Source organism: Chryseobacterium sp. AG363 (assembly GCF_003610675.1).
Lineage (GTDB): Bacteria > Bacteroidota > Bacteroidia > Flavobacteriales > Weeksellaceae > Chryseobacterium > Chryseobacterium cucumeris.
Genome location: NZ_RAQF01000002.1, coordinates 1268288 through 1287344, shown reverse-complemented (window position 1 = coordinate 1287344; position 19057 = coordinate 1268288). Strand labels below are relative to the sequence as shown.

Below are 19057 nucleotides of genomic sequence, written 5' to 3'. Positions count from 1 at the left end.
CTTGTACGCTTCACAAAAATCTGTTAATAATTTCTTGTTTTTTTAAATCTACAGTTTCGATTAATGCTTGTGCTATACTGATTTTGTTTTCTATTTTTTCGACTTCTTCAATTAGTTTCTTTTGTATCGACTTAGATGGAGCTTTTATAGAAATTGTACTTATACTATCCATAGATGCTCTATTAGCTCTTGAAAATCTAAGTCGTTCACCTTCAACCTTTAAAACCCAAGCCAAATATTTGGGATGAACATCATCCTTCTTAATTCTTATAACACCACAATGGTCAGTAGGATAAAATTTGTAATTTGCTGGCAAACAATTTACCATCCAATCACCATCAATACCCCAAATAACACTTGGGCTTGAAAAATCATCTAGTAATTGTTTATTAATAAATCCAAATTGTTGAAAAACATTCGCACTATATACTGGAATTCCTAATCCATCTCTATTAAGTTCTTTTTTCAAAACTCTTTTTCCAATAGAAATGGCAAAATAGTCAGTGTCACTGATTTTGTATATCTTGTCTGCTTTAAGATAAGCTTCATTATATAGTGCTTCAAGTTTTTCTTGTTCTCTGTCAATCGATTGTACAGCTTCAGAAAATTCTTTATCTATCTTAGTAAACTCTTTAATCAACTTTTTTTCAATTTCATCAGGCATTACAGGTATTTTTAAATTCGAATAAAAATCCTCTGGAACTCTTCTATGCCCGCTGGATCCAGTCATATTTTGTTCAGCTACTTTTCTGATATAAGGATTATTTAGAAGTGCAAAAATATATTTACTTTGCTCAGGATTATTACATCTTATAACATGAAATTCGGTACTTCCAAATCCAATTTTAGTTGGTAGATTGATTGCTAATGCACATTTTCCATTTTCCATGCAAGGTGTTATTTTTGCTATTAAAATATCTCCATTTTGAAAATAAGTATAACTTCCGTTTTTAATCTCTTTATATTCTTTCTTTTCTATTTTTGAAATAAACCCTCTATCACTTACTGCAGCCATATCAACAAAACTAATTGGCGTTATATCACTGATATCTCTAATCTCAGTTTTTGATGGATTTATAGTTGCAATACTACTTAGTTTCACAAGGTGCCATTTTGTTTCGAAATTATATGTTGTACTTGGAGTTAGTGTGATTGATTTATTGAAATTAATTTTTCTAAAATCTATCATTTCATATAGAGAAGATATTGATACGAAATTTTTAAGAGCTTCTGGAATAGCTATCTCTGCTTTTCCAAAGTTTTGCGCAATTAAAAAATTTATTTTTTCAGAGTTTTCATTATCTTGAGGATCATATAAGGGTGTATTTATATTATTTAAATTGTAAATATTACTTAAAACCCTTACATCATCTTCTTCTAAAAGTACATCCCCGTCCTCGTTTTCTTCGATATTTTCACCAATTATATCTTCTAACACAAAGTCGCTAATGTATTTTATTCCTTCCTTTCCTTTAGCACTGCTCCATTCATAACCCAAAAACTCTTTCATCTCAGTAATTTTAGAAGGACTTTTTACAATAAGGACTTTTTGAGGGTTTTGATAAGCTAATACAAAGTAGTATAACTTGTCCTTTTCACATTCCTGTAGATACTTTACAAATCTTAATTTTAATTCAAGTTCCTGTTCATCTTTAGATAATGATTTGAATGTAGATTGTTTTTTCCTGTTTTTAATCTCTGCCCAATTATTAAATTCTTTAAAATATTCGAGAAATAATTCTGATTCCAATAACTCGGAACTTGGGCTACCATTAAGTAAAGTTTTATAATGTTTCAGTGAAATTTCTAAGTGGATACAATAATGTTTTAATAAATGCTCATCCTCAAATATGTCATCTTTTGTTTCATCACTTTTAAACCATGAATCGATTCTATTTTTAAAATGATCAGCAGGTGCAGGTTCCTCTTTTTTTCTTCTTATAAAAAGGGTTACTGTATTGGTACCTGTTTTTCCAAAAGTTCCTTTTCCAAATTCTGCAATTGCGATGATATCAAAATATTTGAGTAATATTTCTCTAGTCGCCACAAAGATGTTGGTTGATTTTGATGTACTTTTTGTTTTTCCTTTTGTTAATATAGATGCGGGAACAATAATACCTGCCACTCCGTCGGGTTTTAATATTTGCTTCGCTCTTTCTATAAAAAATGCTTCAATACTATTATTATTGGGGAAACTCTTTTCTCCAACAGTTTTTATCAACTGAAATTTTTTTCTGTCACTTTCAGACAACGTTTCTAAAAATCCTTTTACACTATATGGCGGATTTGCGATTAAAATTGAAAAATCTTTTTCTTTTACGGATGGTACATTCCCTAAGGCATCAGCATAAACAATGTTTATTTCATCTTGTCCGTACATAAAAGCAGATACTTTTGAAACTTTAGAGAGTCTATATTCTTTCTCAATACCTAAAATTTGTGAAAAATAGTTACTAATCTCAGCATCTTTTATGTCTTTGATTATAGGCTTAATCTCTTGCGCATATTCATTTAAAAAATGTCCCGCTCCACAAGCATAGTCAATTACCTTAGGAATTGAATCACCTTCAATAATAATCTCTTCAAGGGGTAATGATTTTAATATAAATTTAACGATTGGCATTGGGGTAAAAAATTGACCTTCGGATTGTTTTACTCCTTGATCAAGAAATCCCTCAAACATATCACCTAAAAATTGATGCTCTTCGTCATCAGATTTAAGTTTAATATCTTGCAACATTTTTATAAGCGCGATTAAAACTTTAGTATTCTGGTGAAATAGCTTTTCATTATGAACATCTATGAATCCAAAATCGTTATTATTATAAAATTTTAATTCTTTAAAAAATTTTTTTATAGTTTCTTGTGTAGCATCAGGATCTTTTTTGAAAAATCTAAAAGCATCCTCAATTTGATTATTGCTGACATAAACGACATCTTCGCCCAAAAAACGCTGCATGCCTTCTTGGTAGAGCCTTTGAAGCCTATCAACTAACTCAAATGGACTATCATAAGCAATTCCTTTCCAGTAGAATTTTAATTCTTCAGGATTATTTGTTTCATCAACTATTTTACATAAAAATAAATTTACTAATTTATCAAACGCATTTTCTCTACCAGAAACATTATGCTGTCTTAATATAGTTGCAAACTGATGATATTTACCTTGAATATCTTTGCTACTGATTTTGTCTAAGTCTGCAATGGAGTACTTTTTTTTGCCAATCTCATAGGCAGGTATGTCATCTTCGAATAATCCCTTAGTGGCATAGTCTTGAGAATAAGTGTTTTTCCAAGCTTTAAAAATATCTTCTTTATCTAATAATTTAGCTTCTGAATATGTTAAAGGTTGCTGATCTTCACTTGAGAGTTCTTCTAAAAGCTTTACATTATCTTTTAATGTAAGAAGATAATAATTTGGATGAATTATTTCATCATCTATAAAGTCTGAGGTATATAATGCAACAAATTGTGTACTTCCAGCCTGTTTAGCGTAAGATAGTAATTGACCACCATTAATTAATGTTTTTTTCCATTCATCATCAAACTCTTTACCTGGTGTTTTACATTCAATAATTATAAGTGACTTTTCAGAATTATCTTTAATCATTATATCGGCACGACCTCCACTTGCACCATGCCCAACAATCCATCGTGGTTCAAGTTCAATATGTTGGGGCTTATAGCCTTTAGTGAAAAGTCTACTAACACATTCAAGCACAACAAAATTTTCTTTATTAGCGAATGTGGTAATAAAGTCACCGCTTAAAATAAGACCTTTGTCAAGAGGGTAATAAATTTTTTCCTGCTTAAAATCTACTTTGAGATAAGCATCTACATCTGGAAAAAACTTTTCAAGTACATATTTGCTTTTTTCAATAAACCCGATTTTTTTTAAAACCTTTTTTAAATTTTCCTTATCAATCATCTTATAGTCATCTTGATCTGCAAAAGTATCACTTTAATGAATGAAATTTATGAAAATTTTTAATATACACGGTAAATAGCTCCTACAATTGCGGATTTTTTGTGTAAAGATTTAGTAATTAAAAGCTTATAATTCGTAGAAAATGATTCTAAAAAAATACTTGAAGTCTGAAATCCTTAATGATAAAAGTTGCTTAAATATTTTATTTTAGTCGAGTCTTTAAGATAATTCTTATGAAGTATATACTAGAGAAAAAGCGACAAGAATCTCCACATTAATAAGATGTTCTTAAACAATGTTCTGAACGTTATTAAAAAATAATTGGTAAATAGAAAAAAGTCCTAACTAAATGTTAGGACTTTTTTCTATTATGATTTTTAAATTCTATTTGTAATTGCTGAATCTCTAGTTCCAGACTTTGTAACTCTTTCTCATTCAGCTTGGAGAATAAGTACAAAATATCAATTTCCAAAAAGTTACTAAGTTTTACAATGTTTTCAATTGTTGGATTAGTCAATCCTCTCTCAATTCTACCTACATGATCTTTAGAGATATTTAATTCCAATCCTAATTGGAATTGCGATAGTTCTCTCCTTAACCTATAGACTTGAATTAACTTACCAATTTGAAACTTTAAATCCTCTAACTCCCATTTATACATGTAGTAAAGTTTGATCTTTTAAATGCTTTTCATGAAGATATATATGTCGTCTATTGTTTTTTTTATTATATTTGTAAAATAGGTTACAATAAATGTAACTTTGCGATACTTCAAAGAAATATTAGAAGCTATTGCTTAGAATCTCGAAGCAGAAAACTGGTAATTTTCAAATAACAACGAGATGATAGGCTTGAAGCTCACGACCTAGGCGTGGGCTCTCTTATCTGTTGTTATGGGTATACCAGTGCCTCTGCTCGGATAATGTAGAGTTCCATGCCGTTTTTTATTTATGCAGTTCTGCTGTCCTACAATTATCTTTTTTATTCTAAGCCCGCTTCCTAAACATAGTATCAGACTACACGATACAATAGGAATGTACAACCTATTGCGGCTTTAAAAAGCTTACACGGGAACACAGATTTCATTCATATTAAATTCTTTCCGGTGCCTTGCGGTCACTGATTGCAGAACCTCACCAGTCTTTTTCATACCAAAGGGCATCAGGAAAGTCTTTATTAAAAAAAATGAATCAAAAACTACTCAACTTAAAAATCAGAAGAAAGAAAAAAGCCCTTTCCCATAAGTCGACTAAAACATCAGGAAAGAGCATAATTAAGTTATTAATTAAATTAAAAACCTTTACAAATCTATGAAAAATTCCTATTACAATATAGGAGGCATTTTCTTTGGGCTCATGTTTACCGCTGTAAGCATTGGTACAAAAGCTCAGACACGCACCATTTCCGGTACCGTAACCTCATCAGGTAAACCTCTTTCAGGAGTCATAATCTCCCAAGAGGGCAGTGATCAGATAACCATGACCGGCAACAACGGAACCTATACCTTACAGGTTTCAGCAGAAAATACCATCCTATTGTTCAGACACCCTGATTATGCAGAAGAAAAATTCACACTCACTAATCAGACCGTCGTTAATATCAGTCTAGAACAAAAAGTAAAGGGAATCGAAGAAGTTATTCTCAATGCTGGCTACTACAAGGTTAAAGACAAAGAAAGAACCGGTAGTATTGCCAAAGTTTCAGCAAAAGATATCGGAAATCAGCCCGTTTTGAATGTGCTCTCTGCGGCTCAGGGAAGGGTAGCGGGAGTGAATATTGTACAGAACTCGGGAATGCCGGGAGGTGGCTATGATATACAGATAAGAGGAAAGAACAGTCTGAGGGCTTTGGGGAATAATCCATTGTATGTAGTAGATGGGGTTCCGGTAGGAGGAGAAATGGCTTCCCAGTTTTCAGGAGCGGTACTGCCCGCCAGCAGTATCAATCCGCTGAATAGTATTAATCCTGCGGATATTGAGAGTATTGAGATTCTGAAAGATGCGGATGCGACCTCGATCTATGGATCTAGGGGAGCGAATGGAGTCGTGCTGGTCACTACCAAGAAAGGGAAGAATGGGAAAGTTGGTGCAGGTGCAGGAGGAGCAGGGAATCTGGGACTAAATGCAGGGACTTCCTATGCGGTGAGTTCTGTGATCAGTAATCTAACGATGATGAAGACTGAGGATTATCTAAGGATGCGGAGGCAGGCCTATCAGAATGATGGAATTTCTGCCTATCCGGCTAATGCCTATGATGTCAATGGAGTGTGGGATCAGGGGAGGTATACCGATTGGAGGAAAGAACTCATCGGAAATACCGCAGATGCTTTTACCGCGAATGTTTCCTTAAACGGAGGCAATGACAGAACAAGTTTTCTGGTAGGCTATGGGCACAATGAGCAGTCTACCGTGTTTTCAAAAGGGTTTAAGTATAAGGCGGATAATCTGGCTGCCAATATCAGCCACAGTTCTGAAGACAAACGTTTTCAGCTCAGTGTTTCCAGCAGGTTTTCCCTTCAGAAAAATAACGTACTGAGTGAGGATATTACCAGACAGGCTTACCTGATGGTTCCCTATGCTCCTGCTTTATATCTGCCGGATGGGAGCCTCAATTGGGAGAACAATTCCTTTAACAATCCGGCAGGGCTCTATAACAGCTCCTATTCCTATGAGAACAAGCAGTTTTTAACCAATATAAATGTACAGTATGAACTGCTGAAATATTGGTTTCTGAAGTTCAGTGGAGGGCTTAATTACCAGTCTTTTGATGAAAGGTCATTAAAGCCCAATACCATGTATAATCCTGCTTCCTATCAGGGGCAGTCCAGTGCAAGCTCGCAGTCATATAGAAGTAATCAGGACCGTTTTTCCTTTATTTTGGAACCTCAACTCAGTTGGCAGATGAAGAAGGGCAGACATGCCTTGGATGTGCTGGTAGGGACGACCTTTCAGCGGGATACAGGCAATCAGGGTTCTATGATCGGGATTGGATTTGAGAGCAATGCTTTTATAGAAAATATAGGAGCGGCAAGGACCAGGATTATTACCGATCAGATTAAAACGGAGTACCGATATGCCGCCTTCTTTGGAAGGGTGAATTACCAATATGCCGGAAGGTATATCCTGAATGTGACGGGAAGAAGGGATGGAAGCAGCCGCTTTGGTCCCAGCAATAAGTTTGCGAATTTCGGGGCCGTGGGAGCGGCATGGATATTCTCTCAGGAAGGATTTTTGAAAAATAAGAAATGGCTGAGCTTTGGGAAACTTCGTAGCAGCTACGGAACTACCGGAAGTGATAATATTGGAGACTATGGGTATCTGGATACCTATGATCTCTCGGAATACCTGTATAATAATACCGCAGGCCTCAATCCTTCAAGGCTGTATAATCCGGATTACAGCTGGGAAAAGACCACCAAGTTGGAAGCGGCTTTGGAGCTGGGATTTCTGAAAAACAGGATTAACCTGATCACAGCGTGGTACAGGAACCGTTCTTCGAGCCAGTTGGTGGGATATCAGCTTCCTTCCATAACTGGGTTTCCAAGTGTACTGGCGAATCTGGATGCCGTCGTGGAGAACTCGGGATGGGAGCTGGAACTCTCCGGGAGACCTTTTTCAGGTGGAGCTTTTCAGTGGGAATCAAACGTTAATATAAGTTTTCCAAAGAACAAGCTGGTTGCTTTTCCGGGTCTTGCAGGGTCTACCTATGCCAATACCTATGTCATAGGACAGCCTATTACTTCAGTAAAAGTATACCAGTATGAAGGAATTGATCCGGCTACGGGATTATACCGGTTCAAAGACTTTAATGGCGATGGCAAGATCACAGCGCCTGATGACAGGCAGGCTGTGGAGAATATAGGTGTACGTTATTTTGGAGGCTGGAACAATACCCTTCGCTATAAGAACTGGAACCTGTCGTTTCTTTTTCAGTTTGTGAAACAGAGAAACTGGAATTATAACAATATCATGCCGATACCGGGAACCATGAATAACCAGCCTCAGGAGGTACTGGATGTATGGTCTGCTGAGAATCCCGGGGGAAGCTATATGCCGTATTCTTCAGGCAGTAATGGGATCAGGAATCAGCTCCATGTGTTTTTTATGAACAGTACGGCAACGGTGTCCGATGCTTCTTTTATCCGCCTTAAGAACCTGGAGCTGGGCTATCAGGTTCCGGTAAAGGGCACATTTAAAAGTGTGAAAGTTTATTTTCAGGGACAGAACCTGCTGACCTTTACCAGATACTTCGGGCCTGATCCTGAGTTCAGGAACATTGGCTTCCTGCCGCCTTTAAAAACTTATTCCATGGGAGTGCTGATCACCCTGTAAATCTAAATGCTAAAAAAAAATAATAATGAAAAATTCTAAAATTAATATAAATCAATATCGTAAGGCGATGGTGTTCTGGAGGAATACGGGAATGATTCTGCTGTTTTGTATCCTTGCTTTCTCCTGTGAAAAGATGCTGGAAGTGGAAACGCCTTCCAATCAGATCGGAAAAGATAAGGTCTTTGCGGATGTTCAGACCGCTAATGCAGCGCTGGCTGGGTTATATGCAGGCTTAAGGGATAACTCACCGTTGTCAGGGGAGTCACTGGGACCTTTTCTGGGTGTCTATACCGATGATCTGGACTCCTATGCCTTAACCGATACCAATGGCGTACTGGCGCTGTATCATAACCAGCAGACCGATACCAATTCTACCGTGTATTCGGTATGGTCAACCGCTTACCAACATATCTATGCTGCCAATGCCATCATAGAAGGAATCAGAGCATCAGCTTTGCCGGGTAATGAAAAGAACAGGATAGAAGGGGAAGCTCTTCTGGTACGTAGCATGCTTTTGTTTTATCTTCAGCAGGTCTTTGGACCCGTTCCTTATCCGGTAACAACGGATTATAAGGTTAATCAGTCTTTGTCAAGGATAGAATCCGGGGAGGTGCTGTCAAGGCTGGAAACGGATCTTTCTTACTGTGCGGGGTTGCTCCCGGATCAGTACCGGGACGCGGAAAGGGTATATCCCAACCGGAAAACAGCAGAGCTGATGCTGGCCAAAGTGTATATGGTAAGGCAGAAGTGGGCAGAGGCAGAGCATGTGCTTAAGACCATTTTGGGGAGTCCGCTGTACAGTTTTCAGAATGACTTGTCAAAGGTGTTTCAGAAGGATTCAAAGCATATTATATGGCAGTTAAAGCCCGCGAATCCCGGTGATCCTGTGAAAGAAGCGATGGTATACTACTTTTCAGGAGCGGCGCCTACAGGATACGCGTTATCTGAAAGCCTCGTGAATTCATTTGAAGCGGGAGACCTTAGAAAACAGCAGTGGATGGCTGCGGTAACCGTGGGAGGGAATATGTGGTACAGAGCGGATAAGTATAAAAATATCACCATCAATGATACGGAAGATTCTATCGTCTTCCGTCTGGAAGAAGTCTATTTACTGCTGGTTGAAGCGCTGGCTCAGCAGAATAAGACTGGGGAAGCATTGCAGTATATCAATCCGGTGAGACAGCGGGCAGGCCTGAGTGCTTTAACATCAGTTTCAAAAGAGCTTTTACTGGGTGAAATCCTCTTGGAAAACAGAAGGGAGTTCTTTACCGAAATGGGACACCGCTTTCTGGACTTAAAACGCAATAACAGGCTCGCTGATCTGCAGGCGGTAAAGCCCAACTGGAAAACTTTTCATAGTGTATGGCCCATTCCGCAGAAAGATATTCTCCTTAATCCTAACCTTAAACCGCAGAATAATGGCTATTAACATCAATAAACTGATTATTCTCTTACTTATTCTGTTGGGAATGGTCTGTTATGGACAGGTCTTTAGGGATTCATTGGAAGATGAAAGTTCCCAGTATTACAACATTGCCGTTAATAAAGTGTCGGATGACAGCAAATGGATCGTAGCCACAAAAGTGTACAGGAATAATTATGATACCGCAGTGGTACTGGCTGCAGGAAGATCAGGAGTAAAATCACTGGTTGGAACGCTGACCAACAAATACCAGTACTCTTTTGTAAAAGGCAATCAGCTGCTGGCATTGGGGCAGGGAAAAGCCCTGTTATGGAATCTTGCTACAGGAATGCAGAAAGAAGTGAAAACAGGCCGGGAGGGCAGTGATTCAGGAAGTATTATACAGTGCGGGATCATGGAGAAAGGACAGAAATATTTTGTGCAGACCAGTGACAGTATTCTCCATATCTACAATGCAAAATCTGAACTGCTGGAAAGAGTAGAGCGGGTGCAGTATTTCAGATTGAGTGGTTCAGTATCTGCATTGTATATTGTGAAAAAAGAAGGCCGGGAAAACCAGCTCGTCAGGTATTCCGGTGATAAAGTGGAAAGAGTATATTCTACATCCGGTATGATACGGAGCATTGAGGAAACACCTTCAGGAAAATTGATGATTCTTAAGGAAGAAGTGTCAAGTGGCGGTAATGCTGGTACAGAAAGTAAGTCTCAGAAAATTGTTTTTGTGGATACGGCGGACTTAGAGCTGCTGTATCCGGATATCGGAGAAATAAAGCAGGAGGAATACCTGCGGTTTACGGAAATACAGAAAGGAAAAGCGGTTATGATTACGGGAATGACGCATATTGCGGCAGAAAAAGGAACGGTGGATATCTGGTATGGAAATGACGGGAATCTCGAGGCGAAGCAGGAAGGTTCCTTTGTAAAAAGATACTGGATATGGCAGAAAGATGAAGGCAAGGTGATCAAGGTTCCCTCTGACCGGTTTACAACGGTAGCAAGCCTGAATAACTCGGATTACTTTCTGATGTTTAACAGGGATGAACTTCAGAATTATTCCACCCTGTTTCCTCTGATTCATGGCTGGTTTTATAATATGAAAAAGAATACGTATGAAGATCTGGGCATCATGCAGGCGGAGGTTTCAGTATCAGATCGCGGAAATCATTTTGTGTATAAAAATAAGGAAGGAATATGGATATTGTTGGATACAGAAACGTTAAATAGGGTAGCTCTTGAAAAAAAGGACCTGACAAAAGCGTATTTCAGTAAAGATGGCAAAACGATCTACTTTGAAACCAGCAGTGATCTTTGGAGATATGAAATCAATAATGGAAAGTTTACGGCACTTACTATCGATAAGGAAAATGAAGTAAGGGTGGTCACTAAAGATGAAACGGATTTATATCCTGAAACAGGTTATAATTTCAGAAGAAGCATACTGGATATAAATGCTCCGGTGCTCTTGTCATTAACAAGGAAAGGAACCATAGAGAAGACTTTTTTAAAATGGCATAAGGGTAAGGTAGAAACACTCATGGCTTCTTCAGGCTCTAATATCACGTGGTATAAGACGGATGGAATGTTAAATAAAGCCATATATGTAGAAGAAAGCCTTCATAAGCCGCCGGGGATTGTTTATAAAGAGATCGGACACCCAAAAGGGGATGTTATCTTTCAGAGTAATCCACAGGATAAAACATCTGCTTTGATTAGTATGGAGATTATTAGTTTTAAAAATAAAGAGGAGATATCTTTAAAAGGGCTTCTGTATTATCCGATTGGATATACAGAAGGGAAAAAATATCCGATGGTGGTACATATCTATGAGGTGCAAAGCAGAAATCCTAACCAGTATTTGTCACCACTCAATAATTTTCCGGTAGGGTTTTCTATAAAGAAGCTTCTGGAAGAAGGATATTTTGTGTATCTGCCGGATATTGTAAACGGAGTATCCGGGGTAGGACTCTCAGCACTCGACTGTGTGGAAAGTTCTCTGGATGCTTTAGAGAATCATCCGGGCGTTGATCTTAGGAATGTAGGATTGATAGGTCATTCTTTTGGAGGCTACCGGACAAACTTTATAGCAGGACATTCCCACCGTTTTAAGACCTATATTTCCGGAGCAGGAGCCAGTGATCTGACCAGAATGTATTTTTCCTATAATGAAACATCATCGACTCCTTTTTACTGGCAGTTTGAAGAGGGACAGTATAATATGGATGCTTCTTTTGCAGAAAATAAGAAGCTGTATATGGATAATAATCCGATTGATAATGTACATCTAGTGAGTGCCCCGATGCTTTTATGGACCGGGATGGAGGATAAAAGGATTGTATGGGATCAGACGATTGAATTGTATATAGGATTGAAAAGAAATAAAAAGGATGTCGTGGCATTGCTTTATCCGGGAGAAGGACATGTTTTTACAACTGGTTCCTTGGCAGAGAAAGATTTGGAAATTAGGATACGGGATTGGTGGGATTATTTTCTGAAAGGGAAGAGGGGGATTCCATGGATAGAGAAACAAATGAAAAAAGATATACAGTTTTAAGAATTACTAAGTGGTAAATAAAACTAAAAGCTTCAGAAATATTCTGAAGCTTTTAGCATGATAAGTGCTGTTACGTGATTATATAATTCTAATGCAGATACTGTAAAACATCTTTTTTTTCTAAAGTGAATGTTTTATGAGATTCATTCTCTATGGTAATAGACTGATTTTGGTCAAGGAGTTCCTTTATTTTACAAAAGGTGTCGCCTGAGGCCTTTGTTACATCAGAGTTGTTGATTTTAATAATTTTATCCGTTAGTTTTATCTCTGATAATTGAGGAACTTCAAGTTTGTTAACAATAACAATGCTGTTGTCAACAGGAGCTAATGCGATTCCGAAACTTTGATATTGCGGTTTTTTCCCTTCATTGGCAAGAAGAATTTTTTTGCTGATAAAATCAAGGTCTACCAAGTAGTTTTCAATAAATTTTGTACCAATGAGATTAGGAGAATCTGAACTGCTGTCAATAATTTGAGGACCAAGTTGGGTATTATTAAGCTCGACTTCCATTAGATCAACCTGTCTTTGCCCTTTTACAATACTATTTAAGGATTGTGATAAGAGTCCTTCAAAAGTTATAAAGTCTTTATCTTTTATTTTATCATACACCTTTTGATTTACTGTAAAGCCCATTCCTGAGCCGGTATCAAAAATGAATTCTATATTTTGATTTCTTATTTTAGCATTAATTTTGGGAACACCCGTGAAGCTTTCTTCGGAAAAAGGGATTGCTGCAACAGTACCAGATTGTTCCTGAGGTTTATCAAAGACTGTAATAGTCTTTGCCTTAAAATCTAGCCGCCAAACCTTATCCTTCATCATATTGGCACCAAAAATCCCGCTGATCTTTTTGCATGCCCGGCCACTCATCCAGTTGATGTCAGCAAATGAAAAATTGATGTTTTTCATTTTCAGATCTGCTATTTGGATATAATCTGTTGAGAAAACCTCCATCTTAGACTTTGCGTTATTTGCATCTACGCCTTCGAAAACAGTTGTACTTTTTTTTTCATTCAGCTGGTTTTTTAGCTCAGCTGAAATGATGGTAAAAGCTCCCGAATCAAAAATAAAGCTATGTCTATTATTTTTAATACTCACATCAACAACAATTTTTCCATCGATAAGCTCAAAAGGTATGGTCGTAGCGTTAAAAAAGAAAGGGGTTAGTGTTAATAGTAATATAAATAAATGTGATTTAATATTTTTCATTTTCTTATTTATCGGGGTGTCAGGCAAATATAATTAAAAAAATAAATAAAGGCTGCCATATGGGGGCAGCCTTATTGTTCATAAGCCTTGGTAAATTACCAGGTCCACTTGATACCTACTGAACCTGTAACAGTAGTCGAACCGGTTTGTGGATTCGTTGTTGTACTTACATTGGTTGAAAGTTCTTTCTTTTTCTTTCCTCTTGCAGCAAAAGCTGAAGGAGGCGTTGTATCCTGCATCTCAACAGGTATTTGTCCTAAGAATCCGATTGCCAGGCTGAATCCTGTTACTCTGATATCGACTAATTCTACTTCTTTTAAATACAACAGCTGTTCATCAGACATTTCAAAGCTTTCTGAAATGAATTCAACCGGATTGCTTGCTACATATTCAGCAATTTTTAATCTCTCTTCAAGAGTTAATGTACTCAGTTCTTTTTGTTTTGCTTGCACTCCTTCAGGAGTAAATGGGAATTTGTTCATAATGATTTGGTTAGGTTAATTGGTTAATACTTAGTAAAGACTGGAAGAGCTCTTATTCTGTTTTCTTACTGAAACAAAGATAGTTTCGCATAGCGACAGAACTCGTCGTGTTAAAAATTAAATGAAAAAAATTAGTTTTTTTTTGATAAAGGCTGTCATGCAGACAGCCTTTATTACAATAACAGTCATAGATTACCAAGACCACTTGATACCTACAGAACCTGTAACAGTAGTAGTACCAGTCTGCGGATTGGTTGTTGTACTTACGTTAGCTGAAAGTTCCTTCTTTTTCTTTCCTCTTGCAGCGAAAGCTGAAGGAGGTGTTGTATCCTGCATTTCAACAGGAATCTGTCCTAAGAATCCAATAGCAAGGCTGAATCCTGTTACTCTGATATCGACCAGTTCAAGTTCTTTTAAATATACCTGCTGCTCGTCAGACATCTCAAAGTTTTCAGAAATGAATTCAACAGGATTGATTGCTACATATTCAGCAATTTTTAATCTCTCTTCAAGAGTTAATGTACTCAGTTCTTCTTGTTTTGCTTGTACTCCTTCAGGAGTAAATGGGAATTTGTTCATAATGATTTGGTTAGGTTAATTGGTTAATAATTTAAGTAAAGTTTGGAAGAGCTCTTATCCTTTTTCTTACTGATACAAAGATAGTTTCGTGTAGCGACAGAACTCGTCGTGTTAAAAATTAAATGAAGAAAATTTCATCTTTTTTTAAAAAAACTATCAACACGGCAGTACCGTAAAGTGGAAAGTGGAGAAAGGACATAGCGTAGATCATCGGTTGGGATTAGCAGCTATTCACTAAAAAAATTACCATACAATTCAGAAATAAAACCGCTGTTAAATGAAATGTGGCTGAATTATATTGTGATTCAGGCTTCTCAAAGTAATCCTAAATAATAAAAAGGATGCCTGTGGCATCCTCTTTTGTTAATTGATAGGGTTTACGGTAAAATTTCAAACAAATCTCCGAAGCACTGTGAGCCGCTCATTCTTTTTAAGTTGTGAGGGCCTGTGGCATCTGTGTACGTGCAGAGTACTCCTGTGTTAACTGTTTCACAGTTTTTAACGGCTACACAGGTAGGTTCTCCGAAATTGCCTACTCTGTATCCAATAGTAATCACTTTGGATGAACTTTCGATGGTTGATGCTAATGCACCTCCTGTGCCCATAATCACCAGGGCGGCAGGAATAAGAAACTTTTTCATAATAATTGAAGTTTTTGGTTAATGATTGCTTACTCTTTGTTCAGGTTTTCAGCTTCCCCTGCTGTAAAATATTTTACATTAGATGTTCGGTATCGGTAGCGGATCAGTTTTCTGCCGGCTATAGCATAGAGGTACTGATCGGTGACCATAATCTGAGAAACGGGTTTGTTATCAATACGATCTAAATAAAAGCTTCCGGTATATTCCTGTTTGTCCGTCCTGTAGATGTCAACAATCGTAGAGCTTTTCCAACGGTCTTTGCTTTCGTGTTTTCCCATGAGATGGGATTGATTAAAAAGGAAAGGACCATTAGCCGCTAAGGCAGCGTTAACCTTTTGAGGGCGGGATTTTAATTTTGTACTGCCATCCGCCAGAGTAACGGGCTCAACCTGCGCCCTTGAAATGGTATCAATGGTTTTGAATTTCTTGAGCTGAAGCTGGTCATTCATTACCAGGAATTGATTTCTGTAGGCATACATGTAGGTGATACGTTGGCTTTTTAAGTCAGTAACCAATTGGCCGTCCGCATCAAATATTCCATCAATCTGCTTTTCCAGCAACTGGTCATGTAAGGTAAATTTCGGATGACTATTGAGAGAAAGCAATCCTAATTCATATTCTCCAGTCTTACTGCTGCGTATTCTTACTGCGAAGGTTGAAGAATCAATAACGACAAGCTGATTAAAGTACACTTCGTTATAGCTGATGGTCCGGGCTGCCGGTTCTGTTAGTTTTCCTTTATAAATAACAGGAACACTTCCGTCATAGAGATAATAATCTGAATCTTTTACCCTTAATTGCAGGTTAGTGTAGGTGTGATCTGTCTGATCGGGATAGATATGCATGGTTTGTAATGCGTTAAAAAGATTATCCGTGGATGTCAGAGCCAAAGGGGTTGATTTGTTTCCCAGAAATACATTGAGTGTGTTATTTCCGGCAAAGTAATAATGTTCATTGTCAAGCTTTAATACTTTATCTTCAATCAGCGGATGGATAAGAAAACGACGGGTAAAATTATTTTCCTTTTTTATGGTGTATTCTGAACTGATATAAAGCAGAATGACTACAAAAGAGCTTGTCAGGATAGTCGCGCATAGTATTATATAAGCTTTATATCTGTTTTTTTGCTGGTTATGATAGATACAGATCAACGCAATAACTGCCAGGAGTACACATACAAGATTGAAAAAAAGATGCTCATCCCAGTCCATTTTTTCCAGAATACCCCCGCATGAACACGGAACAGACTCACTATAATGCAGGATCATATAGATATAAGCGGTGAAACTGGTCATTATCCCCAGAGAAAAGAATAAACCTGCAGGTCTTAAACGTGGAATCAGCAGCAGAATAACGATCAGTAATTCAATACTTATTACAGCGTAAGATAGCACTCCGGCATAAGCTGTCAGAATAGGAGACTGGGCAATCTGAACCTGAAAATTTTCAAAATCAAGAATCTTGCTTACCGATGCGTACATAAACAGCAGTACAAAAAAGTAAGCAGTTAATGTCGGTAGTTGTTCAACGAGCTTTCTCATGGTATTTTATTAGCATTGGTATAAAAGAATCCATACAACTTTTTGTCCGCAATATTCCGGCATTGTTGATTTCTCAGCAATAATGATTGTTGTGGTGAAAGTCCCCTTGTTTTTCCATAGCCCGCTGACCGGACACTTTTGTCCTGATCTTATTGTCAGGATTGGAATTGATGTATCATTCATTTCAATGGTTATTGGTTTGTAGGTTTCCAATGGTCGCGATCTTTAGGAGGATCGCTTTCCATATATTGTGTGCTGTCTGATTTTGCAGAAAGACTATTAATATTGAGATTATTCTCCTGAGGACCTTCGGCTGATACAGATTGATCCGGATGACAGGCATGCAGGATTATAGTGATGATAATTCCTGATGAAATGTAAATTAAGGTTTTCATATTCTGGGATTTAAAAATTAATGATCCCGGCCGGTTTTTATTAGAATTCTGAGAACGAATTTAGAACATCGACGGACTGAAAAAAATGATGTTTGGACTTGATTTATAAATTATTGAGGTATGTTTTGTAAATTAAATCAAAATATAATATTGATTTAATGTTTTGGAAATCAATTTGTTGTGTTGTGTTTTGATGATTATTAAATTCCCTTTCTGTTGAAATAATTTTATTCCTGTTTCAATTTGTGTACTTTTGAATAATAATCATTGTATTTGAAAAATTTGTGATGAAAACTTTTTCTGTTTTGAAAAAAGCAATATTTCTTTTCGTATTTATTAGCATTTTAACGGATGGTCAGAAGTTTTCAGACTACAGGGCACGTTATGATAACTTTGATGAAAATGATGCCCGTGCACTGGAATTTGTTAATCCCTATATTAAAGAAGCTGGAAAAACAAACAACTACAAAGAATTATCACAGGCTTACAGGGATGCAGTCTACTTTAGCAAAGACAGAAAACTTGTTTACGCCGATAGTACGATATGGGCTGCATTATTGTCAAAGGATTCTCAAACAATCGGAAATGCCTATCTCACTAAGGGCAGTATATATTATTTCACGTTACGTAAATATCAAAAAGCCTTAGATGAATATCTAAAGGCCTGGAAATATCTAAAAGATTCTGATAATTCGTATCTCTACTACAAAAATCTCTATCATATAGGAGTGGTTAAAAGCTATCTGGGATATTACGAGGAAGCCCTTAGTGTCTTTTTACAATGCAGCAGATATTATAATAAACCCCATACTTCGGAAACACTTCCCAATCTTCGATATAACAGAAAGAAGGGCTATCTGAACAGCCTTAATCAGATGGGCATTTGTCTTGTCCTGCTTGGCAGGTATCAGGAAGCAGCAGGGCTTGCAGAACAGGGCTTGGGACAATCATCAAATGATAAAGATTTTGATCTGGAAAGGAGTTATTTTTATAAGCTTAAAGCCGTCCTGGCTTATCTTAATAACAAGGATAAAGAGGCGCTGTCGGATTTTGATACTGCGATAGGAGCTATTGAAAAGATAAATGACTTTACGAATGCCTCAGTTATTTACTTTTTGAAAGGTAAAATTCTGTTAAGGAATGAAAAAGACAATGAAGGAATAGGTTTCCTAAAAAAAGTGGATTCTGTATTTCAGCAAAATAATTTTGTTTTACCAGCGACCAGAGAAACATATGAGCTGCTTATTGATTACTATAGAAATAAGAAAGATCACAAACAAGAGCTTTATTATACTACACAATTATTGAAATTCGATAAAATATTATCTGCAGATTTTAAGTATCTCTCAACCAGGATTCATAAAGAATATGATACACAAGATCTGATGGAGTCAAAGAAAAAATTGGAAAATACCTCGTACTACGTTTATACCATAGCACTGCTTTCGTTCATCAGTGTTTTAGTGTTTTCTGTAGCAGGTTATTACAGAACAAGGAAAAAAAGTAAAAAGGAAAAGGAGTATGTTCAACCAGATGAGGATGATCCTAAGCAGAGCAGTAGTGTCAAGACTTCCAGGCTGCCTGAACATTTGGTGGAAGACATTCTAAGTAAGCTGCGGCAAATGGAAGAGAAAAATTTTTATCTTGAAAAGGGACTGACACAAAACCAGCTGGCCAAGAAACTGAAGACCAATACAGCATATTTATCTGCCATTATCAATGAGCATAAAGGCTGCAATTTTAATGCTTATATTAACCGCTTAAGAATTATATATGCAAAAGAAAGGCTTATTCACGATTCTCTATGGCGAAAATATGCGGTCGATGACCTGTCTAAAGAATGTGGTTTTTCCAATAGATCAAAATTTTCTAAATTGTTTCATGAAATGACTTCAATGAGCCCTGTTGAGTTTATCCAGAATATCGAGAATAACAAAAATAATGATGGTACTGTTCAGGATTGATGAAAAAGAGGA

At 37.0% G+C, this 19057-nt stretch carries 13 protein-coding genes; 4 read left to right on the top strand and 9 right to left on the bottom strand.

The window, feature by feature from the left end; all coding sequences use genetic code 11:
- Positions 1-10: 10 nt before the first annotated feature.
- Positions 11-3928: an N-6 DNA methylase gene (locus DEU39_RS05660; RefSeq protein WP_120231243.1), complete on the bottom strand. Its 3918-nt coding sequence runs from the start codon at positions 3926-3928 to the stop codon at positions 11-13.
- Between the two features lie 352 nt (positions 3929-4280).
- A complete protein-coding gene (locus DEU39_RS05655; protein WP_120231242.1) occupies positions 4281-4589 on the bottom strand; it encodes a helix-turn-helix domain-containing protein in 309 nt (102 codons plus the stop codon).
- A 649-nt stretch (positions 4590-5238) separates the two neighbouring features.
- On the opposite strand from DEU39_RS05655, the gene DEU39_RS05650 reads away from it, so the two are divergent.
- Genes DEU39_RS05650 through DEU39_RS05640 form a run of 3 tightly spaced genes read left to right on the top strand, consistent with a single transcriptional unit; the run spans position 5239 to position 12233 of the window.
- Positions 5239-8259, top strand: a complete 3021-nt coding sequence (locus DEU39_RS05650; protein WP_120231241.1) for a SusC/RagA family TonB-linked outer membrane protein — start codon at positions 5239-5241, stop codon at positions 8257-8259.
- 25 nt (positions 8260-8284) lie between these two features.
- A complete protein-coding gene (locus DEU39_RS05645; protein ID WP_227942430.1) occupies positions 8285-9688 on the top strand; it encodes a RagB/SusD family nutrient uptake outer membrane protein in 1404 nt (467 codons plus the stop codon).
- Positions 9678-12233, top strand: a complete 2556-nt coding sequence (locus DEU39_RS05640; protein WP_120231240.1) for a prolyl oligopeptidase family serine peptidase — start codon at positions 9678-9680, stop codon at positions 12231-12233. Before DEU39_RS05645 ends, DEU39_RS05640 begins: the two co-directional genes overlap by 11 nt.
- Before the next feature lie 88 nt (positions 12234-12321).
- Here the strand turns inward: DEU39_RS05640 and DEU39_RS05635 are convergent, their stop codons facing one another.
- The 7 genes from DEU39_RS05635 to DEU39_RS05610 all read right to left on the bottom strand — a co-directional run bounded on the left by DEU39_RS05635 (position 12322) and on the right by DEU39_RS05610 (position 17081).
- Positions 12322-13443, bottom strand: a complete 1122-nt coding sequence (locus DEU39_RS05635) for an aspartyl protease family protein (protein ID WP_047433487.1) — start codon at positions 13441-13443, stop codon at positions 12322-12324.
- 95 nt (positions 13444-13538) lie between these two features.
- Positions 13539-13925, bottom strand: a complete 387-nt coding sequence (locus DEU39_RS05630; protein WP_047433486.1) for a hypothetical protein — start codon at positions 13923-13925, stop codon at positions 13539-13541.
- Between the two features lie 192 nt (positions 13926-14117).
- Positions 14118-14504, bottom strand: coding sequence for a hypothetical protein (locus DEU39_RS05625; RefSeq protein WP_120231239.1), 387 nt, complete (start codon positions 14502-14504; stop codon positions 14118-14120).
- Positions 14505-14881: 377 nt separating this feature from the next.
- The gene (locus DEU39_RS05620; protein ID WP_047433484.1) at positions 14882-15145 is read right to left on the bottom strand and encodes a hypothetical protein; all 264 of its coding nucleotides are present in this window, start codon (positions 15143-15145) and stop codon (positions 14882-14884) included.
- A gap of 29 nt (positions 15146-15174) precedes the next feature.
- Positions 15175-16686 (bottom strand): MauE/DoxX family redox-associated membrane protein, encoded by a 1512-nt coding sequence (locus DEU39_RS05615; RefSeq protein ID WP_120231238.1) that lies wholly within the window; start codon positions 16684-16686, stop codon positions 15175-15177.
- 9 nt (positions 16687-16695) lie between these two features.
- A complete protein-coding gene (locus tag DEU39_RS24305) occupies positions 16696-16869 on the bottom strand; it encodes a hypothetical protein (RefSeq protein ID WP_183037380.1) in 174 nt (57 codons plus the stop codon).
- Between the two features lie 8 nt (positions 16870-16877).
- Entirely contained in the window at positions 16878-17081 is a 204-nt protein-coding gene (locus DEU39_RS05610) for a hypothetical protein (protein ID WP_047433482.1), read from the bottom strand.
- 287 nt (positions 17082-17368) lie between these two features.
- Here DEU39_RS05610 and DEU39_RS05605 point away from each other — a divergent pair, with 287 nt between their 5' ends.
- Complete coding sequence (locus DEU39_RS05605; RefSeq protein ID WP_120231237.1) at positions 17369-19045, top strand: AraC family transcriptional regulator; 1677 nt, start codon at positions 17369-17371, stop codon at positions 19043-19045.
- Positions 19046-19057: the final 12 nt, after the last annotated feature.

Excerpts from the sequence above, each read along its gene's own strand:
- DEU39_RS05620 (WP_047433484.1), bottom strand. The coding sequence starts at position 15,145 with ATGAAAAAGTTTCTTATTCCTGCCGCCCTGGTGATTATGGGCACAGGA.
- DEU39_RS05635 (WP_047433487.1), bottom strand. The coding sequence starts at position 13,443 with ATGAAAAATATTAAATCACATTTATTTATATTACTATTAACACTAACC.
- DEU39_RS05650 (WP_120231241.1), top strand. The coding sequence starts at position 5,239 with ATGAAAAATTCCTATTACAATATAGGAGGCATTTTCTTTGGGCTCATG.
- DEU39_RS05660 (WP_120231243.1), bottom strand. The coding sequence starts at position 3,928 with ATGATTGATAAGGAAAATTTAAAAAAGGTTTTAAAAAAAATCGGGTTT.
- DEU39_RS05630 (WP_047433486.1), bottom strand. The coding sequence starts at position 13,925 with ATGAACAAATTCCCATTTACTCCTGAAGGAGTGCAAGCAAAACAAAAA.
- DEU39_RS05640 (WP_120231240.1), top strand. The coding sequence starts at position 9,678 with ATGGCTATTAACATCAATAAACTGATTATTCTCTTACTTATTCTGTTG.
- DEU39_RS05625 (WP_120231239.1), bottom strand. The coding sequence starts at position 14,504 with ATGAACAAATTCCCATTTACTCCTGAAGGAGTACAAGCAAAACAAGAA.
- DEU39_RS05615 (WP_120231238.1), bottom strand. The coding sequence starts at position 16,686 with ATGAGAAAGCTCGTTGAACAACTACCGACATTAACTGCTTACTTTTTT.
- DEU39_RS24305 (WP_183037380.1), bottom strand. The coding sequence starts at position 16,869 with ATGAATGATACATCAATTCCAATCCTGACAATAAGATCAGGACAAAAG.
- DEU39_RS05655 (WP_120231242.1), bottom strand. The coding sequence starts at position 4,589 with ATGTATAAATGGGAGTTAGAGGATTTAAAGTTTCAAATTGGTAAGTTA.
- DEU39_RS05645 (WP_227942430.1), top strand. The coding sequence starts at position 8,285 with ATGAAAAATTCTAAAATTAATATAAATCAATATCGTAAGGCGATGGTG.
- DEU39_RS05610 (WP_047433482.1), bottom strand. The coding sequence starts at position 17,081 with ATGAAAACCTTAATTTACATTTCATCAGGAATTATCATCACTATAATC.
- DEU39_RS05605 (WP_120231237.1), top strand. The coding sequence starts at position 17,369 with ATGAAAACTTTTTCTGTTTTGAAAAAAGCAATATTTCTTTTCGTATTT.